We start from the raw sequence: 20,678 nt of genomic DNA on the forward strand, positions 1-20,678 counted from the left end.
CAGGAGTTTGTGGAGTTCGCCCAGCTGGACGGCCTGATGCTGATCTTCCCCGACTATGTGGAGGGCCTGAAGATGTTCGGCGCCGAGATCCTGCCTGGCCTGCGCTCGGCCTTCGCATGAGCGCCCTCGTCGCGTCAGCGCCAGCATCCGACGGCCTGGCGGCCTGGATCACGCCGTCTCGCACGGCCCTGGTGATCATCGACATGCAGGTGGATTTCGCCGCCCCCGAAGGCCGCCTCGGCCAATGGGGCGTCGATCTCTCCACCGTGCCGCCCGCCCTTGCAAAGGCTGAGGCCCTGGCGGATGCGGCGCGCAGGGCCGGCGCGCCGGTGGTGTTTGTCGGTCTGTTCACGAGGCCCGAGACCGACTCGCCCTCCTGGCGCGAGCGGATGCGCCGGCGCGGCGGCGACCCGGACTCCGACTCCGGTCTCTGCCGGGCGGGCGAGTCAGGCTCGGACTTCTACGGCCCCAAGCCCTTGCCGGGCGAGGCGGTGGTGGAGAAGGCCCGCTATTCCGGCTTCCACGACGCGCCACTGGACGGGGTGCTTAGGGGCCTGGGCGTCGACACCCTGGTGGTGGCGGGGCTGACCACCGAATGCTGCGTGGATTGCACGGTCCGCGACGCCTTTCATCTGGATTATCATGTGTTCGTCGCCACCGACGCCTGTGCGGCCTATGAGGCCGAGGTCCATGCGGCCTCGCTGAAGGCCCTGGAACTGAACTGCGCGATCCTGGTCGAGACCGATCAGGTGATCACCGCCTGGGAGGAGGCCGCGTAATGGCCGATGGATTTCAACTGCCCGGCGCCCAGGCGCCGTTCGCCGTCACCGACGCCGACCGCGCGGCCATCGCCGCGGCGATCAGCGAGACCGAGATCGTCGAGCTGGCCCTGGCGCTCGGCAATATACCCAGCCCGGCCGGTCATGAGTTCGCCGCCGGCGAGTTCGTCCACGACTGGATGAAGCGCGAGGGGTTCAATCCCCGCCGCGTCGGCGCCACCCCTGAGCGCAACAACATCATCGGGACCTATGGCGGGACCGGCGAGGGCAAGAACCTGTTGTTCACCGCCCACCTGGACACCGAGGCGCCGACCTGGAATCCCGATCTCGACGCCTACAAGTACCGGCCCGAGACCCTGGACAATCCGGAGTGGGAGAAGTGCTGGCTCCAGGACGGGGTCCTCTATGGCTATCCCATCGCCAATGACCGGGGGCCGATGAGCTGCTTCCTGATCGCGGCCAAGGCCCTGAAGACCGCCGGCTACGATCTGGCGGGCAAGCTCTATCTGACCGCCTGCCCGGGCGAGATCGGCCCTGAGCCGATCGAGGAGCACAAGGGCGTGGCCTATATGGGCAAGGATATCGGCGCCCATTACCTGTTCCATCACGGCGGCGTGGCGCCCGACTACGCCATCGCCGCCGAGGGCTGTGACTTTGGTCTGACCTGGGTCGGCTGCGGCTATGCGGTCTTCCGCTTCCGCCTGTGGGGGGAGGGGGTGTTCACCCCGCTTCTGACCCAGCCGGAGAAGTCGGGCGACCATCCCAATCCGATCTATCGCCTGGGGGCGCTCACCGACGCCATCCACCAGTGGAGCCGCCAGTACGAGGCCGACAGCGCCTATGAGAGCGCCGGCGGCGTGGCCCTGCCCAAGGCGCAGATCGCCTCGGTGCGGGGCGGTATTCCCTACGCCTTCGGGGCCGGGACCGAGCTGGTGAACCTCTATCTGGAGGTGGGGCTGAATCCCCGGCAGAAGATCGCCGACCTGCAGCATTCGCTGGAGCGCATGGTCCGGGCCGCGGGCCTCGGCGAGGTGGATATCGAGCCGGTGGTGGTCCGCCACGGCTTTGAGGCTGACGCCGGCGAGGTCGCCCCCCTGGTGGGCGCGGTGGATGCCGCCACCCGTCTGTCGCTCGGCCATCCGGTGCAGCGGGCCGCGCCGGTCTATTCCAGCATGTGGCGGGACCATAATGTCTTCAACATGCAGCGGATTCCGGCCATCACCACCGGCTTCAAGCGCTGGCGTCCGTCCCCGAAGGACCTGACCGACAGCGCGCTCGTCTATGCGCTCACCGCGCTGGCCATCTGTGGCCGCGCCGAGACGGCCCAGGCCAGGAGCGGCCCGGCGCCGGTCTATGGCGACAACCCGTTCGGAAACGACTGATGGGCCAGACCACCCTGTTTGGCGATGCCGAGGTCGCAGAGCCCCTTGATCCGTTGGCCTGGCGGGCGGCCATGGGCGCCTTCGCCAGCGGCGTGGTGATCGTCACCACCCAGGACGAGGCGGGCCAGCCGGTGGGCACCACGGTCAGCGCGTTCTCTTCGGTGTCGCTGGATCCGCCCCTGCTGCTGGTCTGCCTGGATCACAAGAGCCGCACCCGGGCGGCGGTGAAGCGCTCTGGCCACTTCTGCATCAACATCCTGGCCGCCGGCCAAGGCGGGCTGGCCCGCCTGTTCGCCGGCCCCGGCGCCACCGATCGGTTCGCGGACGTGGAGATCACGCCGGGCGTCCTGGGCGCCCCGCAGATCGCCGGCGCCCTGGCCAGCATCGACTGCCGGCTGCACTCGCTGCATGCGGCGGGCGACCACGACATCCTGATCGGCCGGGGGCTGAATATCGCCGCCACTCCGGGCGACCCCCTCATCTACAGCCAGGGCCGGTTCCTGGGCCCAGAGGACTAAAGGTCAAAGACCATGGGATACGAAGTTCTGGACGTGAAGCCGATGACCCGCCGGATCGGCGCCGAGGTGTTCGGGCTCGATCTCGGCAAGCCGCTCAGCAACCGACAGACCGCCGAGCTGCGCGAGGCCCTGGCCAACCACCAGGTGCTGTTCTTCCGCGACCAGGAGATGGACCACGACGCGCACAAGGCCGTCGGCCGGCTGTTTGGCGAACTGGCCATCCACTCGGCCATCGCCGGCATCGAGGGCCATCCGGAGATCGTCGCCATCCACGCCGATGCGGACTCCAAGTTCGTGGCCGGGGAGAACTGGCACTCCGACCTGACCTGCGATCCCGAACCGCCGCTGGGCTCGATCCTCTATATGCCCGTGGTTCCCGAGAGCGGCGGCGACACGGTCTTCGCCTCGATGTACGCGGCCTATGACGCCCTGTCAGAGCGGATGAAGGTCTATCTGGAGGGGCTGCAGGCCGTCCACGACGCCAACCCGGTCTATCAGAAGCTCTTCCCGGACCTGGACCGCAAGTACAACCGCTCGGTCCATCCGGTGATCCGCACCCATCCGGTGACGGGCAAGAAGCTGATCTTCGTCAACCCGTCCTACACCACCCACATCGAGGGCCTGGCCGATGAGGAGAGCGCGGCGATCCTGAACTTCCTCTACGTCCACTGCATGAACCCGAACTACCAGGTCCGCTTCCGCTGGCGGGCCAACTCGGTGGCCTTCTGGGACAACCGCTGCACCTGGCACCAGGCCATCTGGGACTACTTCCCGGATACGCGGTCGGGGTTTCGGGTGACCGTGGCGGGGGATAGGCCGTTTTGAGGCAGTTCAACGCGCCCAGCAGAGATCAACGCCAGTCACCAGTCAGGAACGAGGTATTGGCCTTGGGAAGTGTCGCTAGTTAACGGCGGAACTCGCCCACTCGCGAAACTCGGCAGCGCGAACCTCAAAATGTTCCATGAGCGTAGGACCCGACAATGAGACGCCTCTTGTATTCGCCAATTCAACGAGTTTCTCGTTGTAGAAGGCGGCCGCAGACAACCCTGTCTCGAAGCTGGGATAGCTGCCGGTGACTGGATCCAGGTCTCGATGGGCGGCAAGCTCATTACGATAATTCACCAAATTCTGCCGGTAAGACTTCCATTCAGTCTTCGAGATTGTCAGAAATTCGAGTAGGCCGTCGCGAAAGCGATCTTCGTCGAACATGTTCTTCCAGTGAATGTGCTGGAGGCGCGCATGGTCAGATCCGAACAAGATGCACCATTCAATAGCGGCAATATCGAATGCTGATCCTTGAGCCAGCCGCAGCGCATATGGCGGCTTTTCGATGGACAGTAGCGCTCGCGAAAGGGCCACGTTCTCAACGAACGATCGCAATGTGTTTCGCGCGAATTTGATGTCCGCATTACTCACGATCATCGGACGAGCCATGTATATCTTCCGTCGCCACCTTGTCGGGATTGATTAAGGCAGATCCAGCGAGCTTTCCCAGTCCCGGCCGGCATAGAACACCCGCAGGATTGTGACCTCATTCTCGACTAAGAAAGCAATGGTCAGGCGTCGTTCGAAGCCGATAGTGCGGAGGCCTGGACGGATGCCATCGCGGCGCGTGCCCCGTTCGGCTGCGGTTTCGAACCCGGCGAGGAACTGCTCGATCCGGCTGATGTAGGCCATCGCCGTCTCGGGCGAGGCCTCACTGGCGATCCAGTCATACAGGGCGAGAAGATCGTCTCTCGCTTCAGGACTGAAGACAATGGCGCGGCGGATCACTTGCGATCCTTCGACCGTTCCTCGTGCCGTGCCTGGATGTCGGAGAAGACCGACGCTGAGGAAACGGCCCGGCCGGGGTCCTCTCGCATGGCGTCGTAGGTGGGGGCGACCTCGTCCCGGAGCCAGCGGCTGATGGCCTCGTCGCGTTCCTTGAGCGCACGCAGGCCGGCGCGGACAACCTCGCTGGCTGAGGCATAGTCGCCGGAACTGACCTTGGCGTCGATGAATTCGGCTTGGTCCCGGGGCAGGCTTACGGTTCTCTTCTCGATCATGGCATGGCCTTTCGCGCTGCGGCGGAGGCTAACACGAGGTATGAATTGTTCATACCGACGGGGCGTGGGCGCAGTGGGCATCACAGGAGAGGGTTCCCATGCAGACCGAACTTCTGGCGCGCTATGACGCTGAGATGCGGCGGGACCCGCCGCTGACAGGGGGGCTGGTGGCGGCCCGGGTCGGGGGGGTGGTGCGGCTGAGCGGGCCCTACAACTGCATCGTCTATTCCGAACTGTCAGAGGCCGATGCGCCAGCGCAGGTGGCCGCCGAGGTCGCCCATCTGAAGGCGACAGGTGGGCAACTGGAGTGGAAGGTTCATGGCCATGACCAGCCTGAGGACCTGCCCCGCATCCTGGAGGCCCAAGGCTTTGAGGCGGAGCCGATGGAGACCCTTCTGGTTCGCGCCATCGACGAGACCCTCTGGCAGGCGCCCGCGGACCCGCACCTCTCGATCAGGACGGTGGCGACGGAGGCCGATGTCGAGGACTTCCTGAAAGCCGTCCAGGCCGCATTCGGCCACCCGTTCCGCTACGACCCAGCTCAGCTTCTGGCGGGGATCCGGGGCGGAGAGGTCTCCGTTCATGTGGCCTATGCCGACGGCGTTCCGATCGCGGCTGGGCGCCTGGAGATGCCGGCGGGCCGCAGCTTTGCGGGCCTCTATACCGGCGGGGTGGCTCCGGCCCAGCGGGGGCGCGGCCTCTATCGCGCCCTGGTGCAGAGCCGGGCGCGGGAGGCGGCGGGGCGGGGGTACGAATATCTGATCACCGAGGCGCTGGAGACCAGCCGGCCGATCCTGCAGAGGCTCGGCTTCGAACCGCTGACCACGGTGCAGGGCTGGGTGCTGGACCTGGAGGACGGCGCGGCTTGAGGGGGTTCGAACCCCCCGCCGCAGCCAGCGGCGGCTGCGGCGGGGAGGGGCTGACGGTCAAGGGGATGAGCCGTCAGGTCTCGGGGAAGCTGATGCTGGTGGACAGGCCGGCCCAGTCGCCGATCTCGGTGGTCATCTGGCCCATCTTGCGCATGGCGTAGTGCAGGGCGTCGGCGCCCAGCAGCAGGCGCAGGGGCGCATCCTCGGCGCCGGCGATCTTCAGGATGGCCTGGGCCGCCCGGGCCGGGTCGCCGCTTTCCTGGCCGGCGTGTTCGGCGAGCAGCCTGGGCGCCATGTGGGCGGTCTCAGCATAGTCGTCGATCACCTGGACCGCCCGGGTCAGGGAGCGGCCGGCATAGTCGGTGCGCAGGCCGCCGGGCGCCACATTGGTGACCTTGATCCCGAGTGGGGCGACCTCCTGGGCCAGGGCCTCGCCCAGGCCTTCAAGGGCGAACTTGCTGGCGCAGTAGACGCCTGTGCCTGACCAGGCGGCCAGGCCGCTGACCGAGGTGATGTTGATCACATGGCCGGATCGGCGAGAGCGCATCCTTGGTAAGGCTGAGCGCAGCACGGCCAGGGGGCCAAAAACATTGGCCTCGAACTGGGCGCGGGCCTCATCGAGGCTGGTCTCCTCCACCGCGCCTGTCAGGCCATAGCCGGCGTTGTTGACCAGGATGTCGATCCCGCCGGACAGGGCCTCGGCAGCCGTCACGGCGGCGGCGACAGCGGCCTCATCGGTGACGTCGGCAAGGAAGCCGTGGGCCTCGGGGCCGAGGCTTTCGAAGGCCTCGCGGTCGGCGCTCTTGCGGACCGTGCCGGCCACGATGTCGCCGGCTTCAAGGGCCGCGAGGGCGAGCGCGCGGCCGAGGCCTGCGCTGACGCCGGTGATGAACCAGGTGCGCGTCATGTCAGTAGGGGGCGTCGCCCTTGGCCCACAGGCGGTGCATGGTCCGGAAGTACTTGGTGTCGTCGTAGAGGGTGCCGGTGTGCAGGGTGCAGCGGTTGTCCCACATGAGCACGTCGCCCACCTGCCACTTGTGGCGGAAGACGAACTCGTCCCGGGTCATGAACTCCACCAGCTCGTCGATCAGCTCCAGGCCCTTGGGATTCTCCATGCCAACCACCTCGGTCACCGTGCCGGTGGACGGCCATAGCGCCTTGCGGCCATCGGCCGGGTGGGTGCGGATCAAGGGATGGACCACGTCGGGATTGTCGCGCTTGAGCTCTTCCGACAGCTCCTGGCGGTCGCCGAACTCCCGGGTGGCCATGAAGTGCTGGTAGGAATGATGCAGGCGAAGGCCGTCCAGTTCCTTCTGGCGCTCGGGGCTGAGCGCGTTCCAGGCCGCGCAGCCATCGGCCAGCAGGGTGTCGGAGCCCTCGTCCGGGACCTCGACGGCATAGAGCATGGTGCACATGACCGGCTCGGCCTTGTAGGAATAGTCGGTGTGCCAGCCGACCCCGTCATTGTGAGCGCCGATAGGTTTGCCATCCACCAGGCGGTTGGACAGGACAAACACCTTGGGGTGGCCAGGCAGGGTGAACTGCGTCTGGGTGTGGTCCTCGGGCTCGCCGAACCGGGCCACGAAGTCGACCAGCTGGGCGGGCGTCATCTCCTGGCCGCGGACCAGGATGGCGCCGTGGCGGTGGAAGGTGTCGACCACGCCGGCCAGGGTCTCGCCATCGGCGCGGGCGAGGTCGACATCGAGGATTTCGGCGCCGAAGCCGGGCTTCAGTTCGCGGGTCTTGAGTTGGATGGCGGTGGTCATCGGCGGGCTCCGGCTGTGTGACGACGACCTTAGCCGGGCAGGGGCGCGGCGGTCTTGTCCATCCGCGCACATTTGCTTGCCAGCGCACGAGCCGGCGGTTGCGCGGCTGATCAGCCCCTGATCACCGCCGCCTGCAAAGGAGGCGATCGGGGGCTTTGGCCGCGCGCCGGCCAAGTTCTCGTGCGCGCTGGTGCAAGACCGCCCCCACCGTGGCGCCTACCGTCAAGGCCTCGACCGAACCGGAAGCCGAGGGTCCTAAAGCATGCGCGCGCACCTCCTGAACGACGCCTTCTTCGACGGGCTGTCCACCTCCATGGAGGGGTTTGAGACCGCCGAGACCCTGCCGCCAGCCTGCTATGTGGACGCCGGCTTCTATGAGTTCGAGAAGGAGGCGGTGTTCAACCACGAATGGCTCTGCGTGGGCCGCGAGTCGTGGGTGATGAGCCCCGGGGACTATTTCACCACCTCGATCATCGGCGAGCCCATCGTGGTGGCGCGCACGCGCAAGAACGAGTTGGTGGCCATGAGTTCGGTCTGCCAGCACCGGGCCATGCTGGTGGCCGAGGGCCACGGCAACACCCGCGGCTTCGTCTGCCCCTACCACCACTGGACCTACGGCCTGGACGGCAAGCTGGTGAACGCCCCGGCCATGGAGCAGACCTGCGGCTTCGACAAGAAAAAGGTCGCCCTGCCCAGGTTCAAGGTCGAGGTGTGGCTGGGCTTTGTGTTCGTGAACTTCGATCTGAACGCCGCCCCGCTGGCGCCCCGCCTGACCGAGATCGAGGCCGCCCTGGCCGGTTACGATCTCGCCCATGCCGAGGGACCCCGGCCTGATCCGGCCGCCAAGCTCCCCTGGAACTGGAAGGTGATGTTCGAGAACAATAATGACGGCTACCACGCCAGCCGCCTGCACCAGGGGCCGCTGCACGACTTCGTTCCCAGCGCCCAGTCGGTGTTTCCAGAGCCGCCCGAGGGCGCGGCCGGCTATCTGCGGTTCAACGGCACCCTGCATGCCGACGCCAGCTTCAATGTGACGCAAAAGGCCCTGCTGCCGGTCTTCCCCAAGCTGACCAATGTCGACCGCAACCGGATGACCTTCGCCAACATCCCGCCAACCCTGTCCCTGGTGGTGACCAGCGACATGGTGATCTATCTGATTGTCCGCGCCGATGGGCCTGAGACCCATGAGATGGACACCGGCCTGCTGTTTGCGCCCGGCGCCATGGAAGACCCGGCGTTCGAGCACAAGCTGGCCATGAACATGGCCGCGGCCAGCGCCATCATCTCCCAGGACCTGCATGTGGACGGCCTGGTGCAGGCGGGCCTGCGCTCGCGTTTCGCCATCCGTGGCCGCTATTCCTGGCAGGAGGGCGCGCAGATCGCCTTCAACCGGTGGCTGACGCCGCGCTATCAGCAGACCTGGAAGGCGATGAGCGCCGACGCCCGGCCGCGCGCCGAGGTCCCGGCATGAACGCGCCTGTTGAACGCCTGCCGGTGGTCTTCTTTGGTCACGGCAGCCCGATGATCGCCATCGAGACCAACGACACCACGGCGGCCTGGAACGCCATCGGCGAGTCGATTGGCAAGCCCAAGGCCATCCTCTGCGTCTCGGCTCACTGGCTGACCCGCGGGGTCGGCGTCACCGCCATGGCTCAGCCGCGGACCATCCACGACTTCGGCGCGTCATTTCCCCAGGCCCTGTTCAACGTGCAGTACCCGGCGCCGGGCGATCCGGCCCTGGCGCGGCGGGTGGCCGAACTGCTGGCGCCCATGCCCGTGGCCCAGGACGAGGGCTGGGGCCTGGATCACGGGACCTGGTCGGTGCTGTGCAAGGCCTATCCCAAGGCCGACGTGCCGGTGGTCCAGCTGTCCATGGACGCCAGCAAGCCGCCGGCCTGGCACTATGAGATGGGCCGCAAGCTCGCGCCCCTGCGCGACGAGGGCGTGCTGATCGTGGCCACCGGCAACATCGTCCACAACCTGCCGGCCATGGACTGGGGCGCTCGCCACCGCCCGGCCTTCGACTGGGCCGCGGCATTCAACGATCACATCAAGGCGGCCATCGCCAACGATGAGCCACAGGCGGCGGTGGCCTATGAGGCGTTCGGCGAGGCGGCCAGCCGCTCGGTTCCGACGCCCGACCACTACTGGCCGCTGCTCTATGCCCTGGGCGCGCGGATGCCCGGCGATCGCGCCGTCTTCGGCCCCGACCACATCGAGCACGGCTCGCTCAGCATGACCACGGTGATGCTCGACAGCCGTCCGGCGGCCCAAGCCGCCTGATTTCCAGCTTTCCCAAGGACGTCCCCATGGCCTTCATCTGCGAGCCGACCGAAACCCGGGCCGACACCCTGCCGGGCGCCCTTCACACCCTGAACGCCACATCCAAGACCGTGCACTGGGGCTACTTCGATCCCGCCCGTGGTCCGGCCCTGAGGATCAAGAGCGGCGACCTGGTGCAGGCCGAAGCCATCACCCACCATGCCGGCGACGATCCCGAGCTGATGATGGACGAGGCGGTCACCGCCATCTTCCGCGAGATCCCCGAGGCCGACCGCAATCCCGGCGTCCACATCATGACCGGCCCCATCCATGTGGAGGGCGCGGCGCCCGGCGACATGCTTGAGGTGCGCTATCTGCGTATGGTCCCGCGGTGCAACTACGGCTCCAACCTCGCGGCCAACTGGGGCCATCTCTATGACGAGTTCGACCAGAAGGAGCGGGTGACCATCTATGAGCTGGACGCCAACGCCCAGACCGCCAGCGCGCTGTATGCCTATGACTTTCCTGGCAAGTATCTGACGCCGGGGACCATCACCAACTGCCCGGTCTGTGATCGCCAAGGCGCCTTGCCTGGCGTGCGGGTGCCGGTGCGGCCCCATCTGGGCACGGCCGGCGTCGCCCCCAATGTGAACGGCCGGGTGAGCACCATTCCGCCGGGTCTGCACGGGGGCAACATCGACAATTGGCGCATCGGCGCCGGGGCGACCATGTACTATCCGGTGCAGGTGGACGGGGCGCTGTTCTCCATTGGCGATCCCCATGTGAGCCAAGGCGACGGTGAGATCAGCGGCACGGCCATCGAGGCCTCGCTGAACGTGTTGATGCAGATCGTCCTGCGCAAGGACTTCACCTTTCCCTCGCCCCTGCTGGAGACGCCAAACTGGTGGATTGTCCATGGGTTCGACCCCGATCTTAACCAGGCGATGAAGAACGCCTCCCTGGACATGCTGGGCCTGCTGACCGAGCATCAGGGCCTGTCGCGCAACGACGCCTATTCGCTGATGAGCGTGGCGGCCGACTTCTCCATCACCCAGGTGGTGGACGGCACCCAGGGCATCCATGTGCGCATCCCCCGGGGCATCTTCCCGGCCAGGGGTTCGGTGAAGGATCCCGCCTGACGAAAGACGCCCTGTGAAGGCCTGGCAGTTCACCACCGACACCTATCTGAAGCCGGAGCGCCGGGGCGCCTGGCGCGAGGCGATGGAGCGGTTGCGTCTGCCCGTCGGCGACCTGCCGGCAGAGGGGGCGTTCCACGCCCAGGTCTCCAGCCTGACCTCGCCCATGGGGGTGGAGTTTGCGGTGGTGGCCTCGACGCCGCAGGTGATCTCAGGCCGCAATCCGCATCAACCCGCCGCCATCTGGATGGCGGTTCTGCTGGAGGGCGAGGCCGCCCTGCTGGACGGGACCCGCGAGGTTCCCATGGCCGCGGGCGACATCGTCTATGGCCCGACGGGGCAGGCCGCCGGACTGCGGCTGGAGAGCCGGTTTCGCCTGTTGTTCATCACCGCGCCGCGGGTGGCGCTGGACCACCGGCTATTGGCGCCGTCGGCCCTGCGGCTCGGGCATCTGGCCGCGAGAGATGGTATTAATCATGTCTTTTCGGGCCTGTTGCGCGCGGCAGCTGAGGCTCTGGATGAGCTGACCGCCGACCAGTTGCGTCCGGTCGAGCTGGCCCTGACCGAGTTCCTGGTGGCCTGCCTGGCCCAGGACGGCGGACCGGCGGCGCGCGGGGGCGCCGAGGGCGCGCGGGCGGTGCAGATGCACCGGGTTCGCCAGACCATCGAGGTCCTGCTGGCGGAGCCTGAGCTCACCCTGCGTCGGGTGGCCGACGAGGACGGGGTCTCGCCGCGTTACCTGCAGAAGCTGTTCGCCGGCCAGGGGCAGAGCTTCACCGGCTATGTGCGCGGCCGGCGGCTGGAGCGCTGCCGGGCCGACCTCGCCAGTCCCGCCTGCGCCCAGCTGTCGATCTCAGAAATCTGCTTCCGCTGGGGCTTCAACGGCTCGGCCCATTTCAGCCGCGCCTTCCGCAGCGCCTACGGCCAGTCGCCCCGGGAGTACCGCCGCGCGGCCATCGGTGAGGCGGCCGCGGACCTGAGCGCCTAAACGGTAGCCAGCAAGGCCTCGACCTCGGCGGCGTGGGGCATGGAGGCCGCAGCCCCGGCGCGGGTCACCGACAGGGCGGCGGCGGCGTTGGCGAAGGCCATGGCGGCGGGCAGGGCAAGGCCGCGGTCGAGGCCAGCGGCAAGCGCGCCACAGAAGCAGTCGCCGGCGCCGGTGGTGTCCACCGCCCGCTGCCGCAGGCCCGCCACGACAAACACTTCGTTCCCACGCACCGCCACCGCGCCGGCCGCGCCCAGGGTGGCCAGCACAGTCTGGCCGGGTCTCACCAGGGATCTGGCGGCGGCGATAGCGGCCTCAGCATTGGCCGGTTCGGCGTCCAGACCCGCAAAGCTCGCCAGCTCGGTCTCGTTGAGGATCAGCATGTCGGCCAGGGCCAGCAGGTGCGCCCCTTCGGCCAGGGCCGGGGCGGTGTTGAGAATCTTCAGGGCGCCCCCAGCTTCGGGGCGGGTGAAGAGGACCTCGATGGCCGCCAGGGTCGCCTCGAACTGGGTGAGGATCACGCCGGCGCCGGCGAGATCGGCGGTCCTCGCGGCGTCTGCGCCATAGAGGGCGTTGGCGCCGGCGGCGACCACGATCATGTTCCGCGCGGCCTCATCGACGGTGATGAAGGCCTGGCCGGTCGGGGCGTGACCTTCGCGCCGCACGCCGTCCACCTCCACCCCGGCGCGGACCAGAAAGTCCAACATGAAGTCGCCCGCGCCATCCTGGCCCACGGCGCCCAGCAGCCGAACCTGCGCCCCGAGGCGCGCGGCGGCCACGGCCTGGTTGGCGCCCTTGCCGCCGGGAAATTGGGCGAGGCTCCGGCTGGCGACTGTCTCGCCGGGGCGGGGCAGATCCGCCACCTGCGCCACATGGTCCAGATTGACGCCGCCCAGGACGCAGACGCTCATGGGACGACTCCTCGCCAATGATCCAGGGCTCAGGACCTAGGACATTTGGTCTGAAATGTCAGCGGGCGCCGCGGCCCTCAGATCGCCTTGGCGTGACGCTGGGCGTCCGGCGCCAGATAGGCGTCGAACAGGGCGCAGATGGAGCGCACCAGCATGCGGCCCCGGGGCGTCACCTGCAGCATTCGGCCGTCCCAGGTCGCCAGGCCATCCTCGCGGAAATCGTGCAGGCGGGCCAGGGCGTCGTGCAGGTCGGCGAGACTGCGGCCGTGGCGGTCGCAGGCCGCCGCCAGGTCGACGGCGAAGTCGCACATCAGGCGCTCGATGATGTCAGCGCGGAAGCGGTCCTCATCGGTGACGGCGACGCCGCGGGCGATGGGCAGCTTGCCGTCGGCCACGGCGTGACGCCAGCCGAGCTCCTGGGTGATGTTCTGCACATAGCCGCCCGGCGTCGTGCCGATGGCCGAGGCGCCGAGACCCAGCAGCGTGCCGGCGGCGTCGGTGGTGTAGCCCTGGAAGTTGCGGTGCAGGGTCCCGGCGGCGGCGGCCTTGGCCAGGGTGTCGTCGGGCAGGGCGAAGTGGTCGAGGCCGATCTGGACATAGCCCTCGGCCTTCAGCCGCTCGGCGGCGGCCTGGCTCTGCTCGAGCCGTTCGGCAGGGCCTGGCAGGGCGGCCTCGTCAATCAGCTGCTGATGGGCCTTCATCCACGGCACGTGAGCGTAGCCGAACAGGGCCAGCCGCTCAGGCCGCAGGGTCAGCACCGTGTCCAGGGTGGCGAGCGTGTTGCGGGTGGTCTGGTGCGGCAGGCCGTACATGAGGTCGAGATTGACCGAACTCACGCCGGCCGATCTCAGGGTCTGCACGCATTCGGCGATGTCCTCGAACTTCTCCTGGCGGTTGACCGCATTCTGAACCTCCGGGGCCAGATTCTGGACCCCGAGGCTGGCCCGCGACAGGCCGTGATAGGCCGCGGCCCTGATCCAGTCCCGCGACAGGACGGCGGGGTCCAGCTCGGCGGCGATTTCAGCGTCGGGCGCCACGTTGAAGACGTGACGAAGGCCGCCGAAGATGGTGGCCAGCTCCTCGACGCTGAGCATGTTGGGGGTGCCGCCGCCCAGGTGGATGTCGCCCACAGCCATCTTGCCGGGCAGGGCCTGCTCCAGGGTGGAGAGCTCGGTCATCAGCAGGGCGACATAGTCGCGGACGGGCTCATGACGACTGACCGCCCGGGTGTTGCAGCCGCAGTACCAGCAAAGCCGGGCGCAGAACGGGATGTGCAGATAGACCGAGACCGGGGTGGTCACCGGCAAATCGGCCAACCAAGCGCGGTAGACCGCCTCGTTTACGTCGGGGTTGAACTGCACCGCCGTGGGATAGCTGGTGTAGCGGGGCGCGCGTCCATCGTACTTGGCGATCAGGTGCGCGTCGGCGGGGGCGTGGGGGTTGTAGAGCACGGTCATGCCCCCATCATCGCCAAGGCGCCAGGCCGCCGCCGTGACCCAGATCAAAGGCTTGGAAGGCCGGAACGATGGAACGTCCCGGCCTTCCTGGATGGCGCCTAGAACGGCGCGGTCTGATCCTCATCGTCGTCGATGGGGAGGCTGAACTCATGCCAGAGGCCGTTGAGTATGCCGAAGGCCACCGCCAGGCCGATGCCCAGTATCCAGGCGAAATACCACATGATCGGGTTCCTTCCGGCGTTCAGTAGAGGTCGGGATTGGTGCGCAGGCTGTCCAGGGTGACCCGACCCCACAGCACCTTGAACACCCAGGCGGTGTAGGCGAGCACGATGGGCAGGAAGATCACCGTGACCACCAGCATGACGAACAGGGTCAGGTGGCTGGAGGACGAATTCCAGACCGTGAGGCTGGAGCGCGGATCGATGCTGCTGGGCAGGATGAAGGGGAACATGGACAGGCCGACCGTGGCGATGATGCCCAGGGCGGCCATGGACGAGCCGCCGAAGGCCAGGGGCTCGCGCCCCATGCGGATCCCGAGGAAGGCCAGCGCCGAGCCCAGGAAGCCCAGCACCGGAGCGGCGATCATCCAGGGATAGAGGCTGTAGTTGTCCAGCCAGGCCCCGGGCGCGGCGAAGGCGCCGCTCCGCAGCGGATTGGAGGGCCCGGCGATGTCGGCGCCGGCGTCCAGGCTGAAGCCCAGGCCCCCGAACCGGACGAAGGCGAAGCCGACGGCGAACAGGGCCAGGGAGGCGAGCGCCGTGACCGATCCGATGGTCCTGGCCCGGTCGCGCACCGGCCCGTGGTCGGCCTTGATGGTCAGCCAGGCGGCCCCGTGGGTCAGCAACATGGTCACCGACAGCAGGCCGCACACCAGGGTGAAGGGGGTGAAGAGGCCCAGGAACGACCCCTCGTAGAAGGATCTGAGGTCGCTATCGAGGCGGAAGGGCACCCCCTGCAGGACATTGCCGACCGCCACGCCGAAGACCAGGGCCGGCACGAAGCCGCCGACGAACAGGCCCCAGTCCCAGAAGGCGCGCCAGCGGGGATCTGGCCGCTTGGAACGGTACTTGAAACCCACCGGTCGCAGGATCAGGGCCGAGAGCACCAGGAACATGGCCAGGTAGAAGCCGGAGAAGCTGACGGCGTAGACCATGGGCCAGGCGGCGAAGATCGCCCCGCCGCCGAGGATGAACCAGACCTGGTTGCCTTCCCAGGTGGCGCCGATGGTGTTGATCACCTGTCGGCGCTCGGCGTCGTTGCGCCCCACGAAGGGCAGCAGGGCGGCCACGCCGAGGTCGAAGCCGTCGGTCAGGGCGAAGCCGATCAGCAGGACCCCCATCAGGGCCCACCAGATGACGCGGAGCGTCGGATAGTCGAGGAGCAGTTCCATGGGGATGATCCTTACTCGGCCGCCACGGGGATCGGACCGACCGGCTCATCGACCGGGTGCTGGTCCTCGCTCTTGGCGTACGGGCCTTTCTTGATGGTGTGGAGGATGAGCCCGACCTCGACGACGGCCAGCACCCCGTAGAAGAGGGTGAAGCCGATGATGGTGGTCCAGAGCTGGGGCACAGTGAGGCTGGAGACCCCCAGGAAGGTCGGCAGGACGCCTTCGATCGCCCAGGGCTGACGGCCGACCTCGGCCAGGACCCAGCCCAGTTCGGCGGCGATCCAGGGCAGGGGAATGATCAGCACCGCCAGGCGCAGGAACCAGCGGGTTTCGTATCGCCGCATGGAGGCCAGGACGAAGGCCGTGGCGAAGAAGGCGATCATCAGGAATCCGATGCCGGCCATGATCCGGAAGGACCAGAACATCAGCGGTACATTGGGCACGGTGTCCCAGGCGGCGGTCCGGATGGCCGCCTCATCGGCCTGTCTCGGATCGTCCACATAGCGCCGCAGCAGCATGGCGTAGCCGAGGTCTCGCTTGTGCAGTTCGAACTGCGCCCGGGCGGCCAGGTTTTCCGGGTCGGTCTTCAGCTGCTCCACGGCGTCATAGGCGATGACGCCGGACTCGATGCGGGTCTCGGCCACGGCCACCAGGTCAAGGATGCCCTCAACCTTCTGGTCGAAACTGCGGGTGGCGATCAGGCCCAGCACATAGGGAATCTTGATCTCCGACCCGGTTGAGCGGGTCTCCAGATTGGGCAGGCCAAACAGGGTCAGGCCGGCCGGCGCCGCCTCGGTCTCCCACATGGCCTCCAGGGCCGCGAGCTTCATCTTCTGGTTGTCGGTGAGCGCGTAGCCCGACTCATCGCCCAGCACGACCACCGAGAGCGAGGCCAACAGACCAAACGCTGCGGCCACGGTGAAGGAACGGATGGCGAAGGCCCGGTGGCGTTCCTTCAGCAGGTAGTAGGCCGAGATGCCCAGCACCACGACGGCAGCCAGGACGTAGCCGGCGCTGACCGTGTGGACGAACTTGGCCTGGGCGACCGGATTGAACAGCACCGCCTGGAAGTCGACGATCTCCATCCGCATGGTCTGCGGGTTGAAGGCCGCGCCCACCGGGTTCTGCATCCAGCCATTGGCGATCAGAATCCACAGGGCCGAGAGGTTTGAGCCCAGGGCGACCATGAAGGTGACGCCCAGGTGGGCCAGCTTCGACAGCTTGTCCCAGCCGAAGAACATCAGGCCGACAAAGGTGGCCTCGAGGAAGAAGGCCATCAGGCCTTCGATGGCGAGCGGCGCGCCGAAGATGTCGCCCACATAATGGGAGAAGTAGGACCAGTTGGTCCCGAACTCGAACTCCATGGTGATGCCGGTGGCGACCCCGAGGACGAAGTTGATCCCGAAGATGGTGGCCCAGAACCGAGTGATGGTTCGCCAGATCTGGCGGCCGGTCATCACATAGATGCTCTCCATGATGACCAGCATGAAGGAGAGGCCCAGCGTCAGGGGCACGAAGAGGAAGTGGTACATCGCCGTCAGCGCGAACTGGAGGCGGGATAACTCGACGACAGCGAGGTCCATCAGGGACTCCTTGGAAGCTGCGCCATTCGTATATGCGATGTTGCGCATATTCCTTGATCCAGATCAGGCTGCGACGCTGGTCAGGGGTCTATGAGGGGCCGATGCGCTTTCCCCTGTCCGACCACCTGGCCGCCGGGCCTCGCCCGTCCCGACTTGCGCCGGGGCTGTTCTGGGTGCTGGACGCCGTCGGCGCCGTGGTCTTCGCCCTGGGTCTGGCCGGCGCGGTCACCCATCTGAGCGCCGGTGTGGCGGGCGGCCCCTGGCCGTGGCTCGGCGCCCTGTTGGCCGGGGCCATGCTGCGGGCCGTCTCCATCTTCGCCGCCACCCGCGCCGGCGCGAGTCGGGCTCGTCGGTTGAAGGGCTTCCTGCGGGAGACGGTCTTCCGGGCGGCCCTGCGGGTCCCAGCGGGGCAGGCTGCGCCGATCGGCGAGCGGGCCGCGGCCGTGGTCGATGAGGTCGAGGCCCTGGACGGCTGGTTCTGCCGGTTCGAGCCCCTGAGCTTCGCAGCTAGGATCAGCCCTGTCCTGGTGCTGGGCGCCATCGCCCTGGCCAGCCCGATCAGCGCCTTGATCCTGGTGGGCGCGCTGATCCCCTTCGCCCTGATCATGGCGCTGGCCGGCATGATGGCGGCCGACGCCGCCCGGGCGCAGTTCGAGGCCCTGGGCCGGTTGTCGGGTCTGTTCGTCGACCGGGTGCGGGCCCTGCCGGTGGTGCTGGCCTTTCAGGCCGAGGCGGCGGAGGCCGCTCTGGTGGAAGGGGCCGCCCGCGGGGTGGCCCGCCGAACCCTGGCGGTGCTGCGGCTGGCCTTCCTGTCCTCGGCCGGACTGGAATTCTTCGCCGCCCTGTCGGTGGCCCTGGTGGCGGTCTACGCGGGCTTCAACCTGCTCGGATTGCTGCCGATCCCGGTCCCGGAGACGCTCGACCTGGGCCGCGCTCTCTTCGTGCTGGCCCTGGCGCCGGAGGTTTATCTGCCGCTTCGCCGGCTGGCCGGCGCCTATCATGACAAGCAGGCGGGCCAGGCCGCGGCCGAACGGCTGGCGGGTCTGTTGGATGGCCCAGCCATTCTACCTTCTGCAGGCGATGACCTGGTGGCGGCCCCGGACATCACCTTCGAGGCGGTCCAGCTCGCCTATCCCGGCGGCGCCACGGTTGGCCCGATCAGCTTCACCGCGCCGGCGGGCAAGGTCACGGTTCTGCTGGGCGCCAGCGGCTCGGGCAAGACCTCGCTGCTGTCGGCGCTGGTGGGGGCGGCGCCCCTGTCCGCTGGCGAGGTCCGGGTGAACGGTCGCCGCCTGTCGTCGGAGGGCTCCTTCGCCCGGTCGGTGGCCTGGGCGGGTCAGGCGCCGGCGCTCGCCCCAGGCAGCGTGGCCGACAATATCGGGCTGGGGCGACCGGGCGCCTCGGCCCAGGCGATCGCGGCGATCGCGACAAAGGTCGGGCTTGCGGCGGCCATGGCGGGGCGCGCCGAGGGGCTTGCAACTGAACTCGACGAGCGGGGCTCGGGGCTTTCGGGCGGGGAGCGCCGGCGGATCGGCCTGGCGCGGGCCTGGCTGAAGCCCGCGTCCATCCTTTGCCTGGATGAGCCGACCGCCGACCTGGACGCGCGCGCCGAAGGCGAGATGATCGCGGTCCTGGGGGCCATGGCTGAGGGACGCACCGTGCTGATCGCCACCCACTCCGAACAGGTGGCGGCCATGGCCGACCATGTGGTGCGCCTCCCATGACCCATTCGCTTCAGAGCCTGGTGGCCGAGCAACGTCGGCGGCAAGGGACCACGCTTGGGCTGTCAGCCCTGGCAGCGGCCGTGCTGGCGCTCTGCGCGGTCCTGCTGATGGGCCTGTCGGGCTGGTTTATCGCCGCGGCCGCGGCGGCCGGCGCCGGGGGTAAGGCCGCGGTCATGGCCTTCAACTACCTGCTGCCCAGCGCGGGCATCCGACTGCTGGCCATCCTGCGCACCGGGGCTCGCTATGGCGAACGGCTGGCGGGACATGCTGCGGCGCTGAACGCCCTGGCCGAGATCCGCCCGGCCCTCTACCGCGCCCTGGCCAGGGGCCGGCCGGAGGCCGCGCTCGCCCTGTCCTCGGGGGAGGCGTCGGCGCGGCTGGTGCAGGATGTGGACGCCGTTGAGACCCTGTTCGTCCGCCTCTCAGCGCCGTGGGCCGCCGGCGCCGCCCTTGCGGCGGGGCTGGCCCTGACCCTGCTGGCGGGACCTGGACCGGCCCTCTGCCTGCTGGTCGCCATGGGCCTGTTGCTGGTCAGCGGCAGGCTGCTCGCCCGCCGGGTTTCCACAGAGCCTGGCCGTGAGGTTCAGGCGGCGGTCGGCGGCCTTAAGGACTCCGTGGCCGCCTATCTCGCCGCAGGGCCTGACCTGGTCTGCTACGACCTGGAGGATCAGGCTGTGGCCGCCGTGATGACCCATGACCAGCGCCTGGGCCGGGCCCAGAGTCAGGTGGTGGATGGCGAGGCGCTGATGGCCGTGTTGCAGGCGGTGGTCAGCGGCCTGGCCGCCGCCGCCGTGCTTCTGGCCGCCCGGGACGTGGCGATTCCCCTGGCCGCCCTGGCCGCGCTCAGCACCGTCGTCGCCCTGGAAGGCGCCTCGGGCCTCCTGCGGGCCTTCGAGCGGGCCGGCGCGGCGAGCGAGGCCGAGCGCCGTCTTGACGCCGTGCTGATCCCTTTGGCCGAGCCCGCGCGGAGCCCGGACCCCTTTGGCCCCCGCGACCTGACCCTGCCTGTGGGCGGCGGCGTGCGGTTGTCGCCGGGCGCGAGGGTGGCTCTGGTCGGCCCGTCTGGCTGTGGCAAGACCCAGATGCTGGAGCGGTTGATCGGCCTGCGCACGGAGAACCTTGAGGGCCTGGCCATCGCCGGCGCCCCATTGGCCCGTCTGACGCCGGACTTCGTCCGCAGCCAGTTCGCCTATGGCCCCCAGGACGCTCGACTGCTCACGGGCAGCATCCGCGACAATCTGCGTCTCGGCTCGCCCCGGGCGAGCGAGGCTGAGCTGTGGCTGGCCCTGGCCGACGCCGGCCTGGAGGACCGGGTCTCCACCCTGGCCGGCGGCCTCGACGCCTGGGTGGGGGAGGGCGGCGCGCGGTTGTCGGGGGGCGAACGTCGGCGCCTGTCCCTGGCCCGGGCCCTGCTGCGCCCGTCGCCTTGGCTGGTTCTGGACGAGCCCACCGAAGGGCTGGACGGGCAGACAGAGGCCTTGGTGATCGCCCGGCTGGCCCAGCGCCTGTCGCGGACGGGGCAGGGTCTGCTGCTGGTGTCCCACCGGCCGGCCCCGCTCGCCCTCTGCGAACGCACCCTGAGGCTGACGGGCGATGAGGCCAGCCTGCACACTCCTGCGAACGCCGCCGGCTGAGGCCGCCGGCCGCCGGCGCTTCGTCGTGAAGAGGGCGCCCCGGGCAGGGAACCCCGGAGCGCCCTCATACTTGCAGAAACTGAATACGCCCCAGGGGCGGGGCGAACAGAGATGCCGGCGCAGCGGGCCAGCTCCGTCTGGGGCGGAGCCGGGCGCTGCGCCGGCGGTACGCTGGTTGGAACTCGACCGCGACGGGGTAGGTGCGGCTTGAGAGTTCCCGTCTCGACAGGTCCGGGC

Annotated in this window: 21 protein-coding genes and 1 pseudogene; 12 read left to right on the forward strand and 10 right to left on the reverse strand. The window is 68.5% G+C overall.

Features of this window, described 5'->3' with window-relative positions; translation table 11 throughout:
• From Q7V15_RS13395 to Q7V15_RS13415, 5 genes and pseudogenes are all read left to right on the forward strand, one after another.
• Window positions 1-120, forward strand: a pseudogene (locus Q7V15_RS13395) (LLM class flavin-dependent oxidoreductase); the annotation flags it as partial.
• The gene (locus Q7V15_RS13400) at window positions 117-779 is read left to right on the forward strand and encodes a cysteine hydrolase family protein (protein ID WP_304756204.1); all 663 of its coding nucleotides are present in this window, start codon (window positions 117-119) and stop codon (window positions 777-779) included. The pseudogene Q7V15_RS13395 and the gene Q7V15_RS13400, both read left to right, overlap by 4 nt.
• The gene (locus tag Q7V15_RS13405) at window positions 779-2,161 is read left to right on the forward strand and encodes a peptidase M20 (protein WP_304756205.1); all 1,383 of its coding nucleotides are present in this window, start codon (window positions 779-781) and stop codon (window positions 2,159-2,161) included. Before Q7V15_RS13400 ends, Q7V15_RS13405 begins: the two co-directional genes overlap by 1 nt.
• A complete protein-coding gene (locus Q7V15_RS13410) occupies window positions 2,161-2,679 on the forward strand; it encodes a flavin reductase family protein (protein WP_304756206.1) in 519 nt (172 codons plus the stop codon). Before Q7V15_RS13405 ends, Q7V15_RS13410 begins: the two co-directional genes overlap by 1 nt.
• Window positions 2,680-2,691: 12 nt before the next feature.
• Window positions 2,692-3,504, forward strand: coding sequence for a TauD/TfdA family dioxygenase (locus Q7V15_RS13415; RefSeq protein ID WP_304756207.1), 813 nt, complete (start codon window positions 2,692-2,694; stop codon window positions 3,502-3,504).
• A 75-nt stretch (window positions 3,505-3,579) separates the two neighbouring features.
• Here the strand turns inward: Q7V15_RS13415 and Q7V15_RS13420 are convergent, their stop codons facing one another.
• From Q7V15_RS13420 to Q7V15_RS13430, 3 genes are read right to left on the reverse strand one after another with little or no spacing between them, the layout of a single operon-like run.
• The gene (locus Q7V15_RS13420; RefSeq protein ID WP_304756208.1) at window positions 3,580-4,113 is read right to left on the reverse strand and encodes a hypothetical protein; all 534 of its coding nucleotides are present in this window, start codon (window positions 4,111-4,113) and stop codon (window positions 3,580-3,582) included.
• A 33-nt stretch (window positions 4,114-4,146) separates the two neighbouring features.
• The gene (locus Q7V15_RS13425) at window positions 4,147-4,452 is read right to left on the reverse strand and encodes a type II toxin-antitoxin system RelE/ParE family toxin (RefSeq protein WP_304756209.1); all 306 of its coding nucleotides are present in this window, start codon (window positions 4,450-4,452) and stop codon (window positions 4,147-4,149) included.
• On the reverse strand, window positions 4,449-4,724 hold the full coding sequence (locus Q7V15_RS13430) for a type II toxin-antitoxin system ParD family antitoxin (RefSeq protein ID WP_304756211.1): 276 nt from the start codon (window positions 4,722-4,724) through the stop codon (window positions 4,449-4,451). Before Q7V15_RS13430 ends, Q7V15_RS13425 begins: the two co-directional genes overlap by 4 nt.
• Window positions 4,725-4,822: 98 nt before the next feature.
• On the opposite strand from Q7V15_RS13430, the gene Q7V15_RS13435 reads away from it, so the two are divergent.
• Window positions 4,823-5,593 (forward strand): GNAT family N-acetyltransferase, encoded by a 771-nt coding sequence (locus tag Q7V15_RS13435; protein ID WP_304756213.1) that lies wholly within the window; start codon window positions 4,823-4,825, stop codon window positions 5,591-5,593.
• Between the two features lie 73 nt (window positions 5,594-5,666).
• On the opposite strand, the gene Q7V15_RS13440 is transcribed toward Q7V15_RS13435, so the two are convergent.
• Both Q7V15_RS13440 and Q7V15_RS13445 read right to left on the reverse strand, forming a co-directional pair.
• Window positions 5,667-6,500, reverse strand: coding sequence for an oxidoreductase (locus Q7V15_RS13440; protein WP_304756214.1), 834 nt, complete (start codon window positions 6,498-6,500; stop codon window positions 5,667-5,669).
• Between the two features lies 1 nt (window position 6,501).
• Window positions 6,502-7,359 carry a TauD/TfdA family dioxygenase gene (locus tag Q7V15_RS13445; RefSeq protein WP_304756215.1) on the reverse strand — a complete coding sequence of 286 codons (858 nt, stop codon included), beginning with the start codon at window positions 7,357-7,359 and terminating at the stop codon, window positions 6,502-6,504.
• Window positions 7,360-7,621: 262 nt separating this feature from the next.
• On the opposite strand from Q7V15_RS13445, the gene Q7V15_RS13450 reads away from it, so the two are divergent.
• Genes Q7V15_RS13450 through Q7V15_RS13465 form a run of 4 tightly spaced genes read left to right on the forward strand, consistent with a single transcriptional unit; the run spans window position 7,622 to window position 11,745 of the window.
• On the forward strand, window positions 7,622-8,830 hold the full coding sequence (locus tag Q7V15_RS13450) for an aromatic ring-hydroxylating dioxygenase subunit alpha (RefSeq protein WP_304756216.1): 1,209 nt from the start codon (window positions 7,622-7,624) through the stop codon (window positions 8,828-8,830).
• Window positions 8,827-9,642: a 4,5-DOPA dioxygenase extradiol gene (ygiD, locus tag Q7V15_RS13455; protein WP_304756217.1), complete on the forward strand. Its 816-nt coding sequence runs from the start codon at window positions 8,827-8,829 to the stop codon at window positions 9,640-9,642. Before Q7V15_RS13450 ends, ygiD begins: the two co-directional genes overlap by 4 nt.
• Before the next feature lie 26 nt (window positions 9,643-9,668).
• The gene (locus Q7V15_RS13460; RefSeq protein WP_304756218.1) at window positions 9,669-10,760 is read left to right on the forward strand and encodes an acetamidase/formamidase family protein; all 1,092 of its coding nucleotides are present in this window, start codon (window positions 9,669-9,671) and stop codon (window positions 10,758-10,760) included.
• A 13-nt stretch (window positions 10,761-10,773) separates the two neighbouring features.
• Window positions 10,774-11,745, forward strand: coding sequence for a helix-turn-helix domain-containing protein (locus tag Q7V15_RS13465; RefSeq protein WP_304756219.1), 972 nt, complete (start codon window positions 10,774-10,776; stop codon window positions 11,743-11,745).
• On the opposite strand, the gene Q7V15_RS13470 is transcribed toward Q7V15_RS13465, so the two are convergent.
• The 5 genes from Q7V15_RS13470 to Q7V15_RS13490 form a co-directional block, all read right to left on the reverse strand.
• On the reverse strand, window positions 11,742-12,653 hold the full coding sequence (locus Q7V15_RS13470; protein WP_304756220.1) for a ribokinase: 912 nt from the start codon (window positions 12,651-12,653) through the stop codon (window positions 11,742-11,744). The genes Q7V15_RS13465 and Q7V15_RS13470 overlap by 4 nt on opposite strands.
• 77 nt (window positions 12,654-12,730) lie before the next feature.
• Window positions 12,731-14,110, reverse strand: a complete 1,380-nt coding sequence (hemN, locus tag Q7V15_RS13475) for an oxygen-independent coproporphyrinogen III oxidase (protein WP_304756221.1) — start codon at window positions 14,108-14,110, stop codon at window positions 12,731-12,733.
• Between the two features lie 98 nt (window positions 14,111-14,208).
• Window positions 14,209-14,331, reverse strand: a complete 123-nt coding sequence (cydX, locus tag Q7V15_RS13480) for a cytochrome bd-I oxidase subunit CydX (protein ID WP_304756222.1) — start codon at window positions 14,329-14,331, stop codon at window positions 14,209-14,211.
• Window positions 14,332-14,351: 20 nt separating this feature from the next.
• Entirely contained in the window at window positions 14,352-15,500 is a 1,149-nt protein-coding gene (gene cydB / locus Q7V15_RS13485; protein WP_304756223.1) for a cytochrome d ubiquinol oxidase subunit II, read from the reverse strand.
• An 11-nt stretch (window positions 15,501-15,511) separates the two neighbouring features.
• Window positions 15,512-17,083 (reverse strand): cytochrome ubiquinol oxidase subunit I, encoded by a 1,572-nt coding sequence (locus Q7V15_RS13490; RefSeq protein WP_304756224.1) that lies wholly within the window; start codon window positions 17,081-17,083, stop codon window positions 15,512-15,514.
• A 101-nt stretch (window positions 17,084-17,184) separates the two neighbouring features.
• Here Q7V15_RS13490 and cydD point away from each other — a divergent pair, with 101 nt between their 5' ends.
• Complete coding sequence (cydD, locus tag Q7V15_RS13495) at window positions 17,185-18,807, forward strand: thiol reductant ABC exporter subunit CydD (protein WP_304756225.1); 1,623 nt, start codon at window positions 17,185-17,187, stop codon at window positions 18,805-18,807.
• Entirely contained in the window at window positions 18,804-20,441 is a 1,638-nt protein-coding gene (locus tag Q7V15_RS13500) for an amino acid ABC transporter ATP-binding/permease protein (RefSeq protein WP_304756226.1), read from the forward strand. Before cydD ends, Q7V15_RS13500 begins: the two co-directional genes overlap by 4 nt.
• Window positions 20,442-20,678: the final 237 nt, after the last annotated feature.

It is taken from the genome of Phenylobacterium sp. (genome assembly GCF_030651755.1).
Taxonomy (GTDB): Bacteria; Pseudomonadota; Alphaproteobacteria; order Caulobacterales; family Caulobacteraceae; genus Phenylobacterium.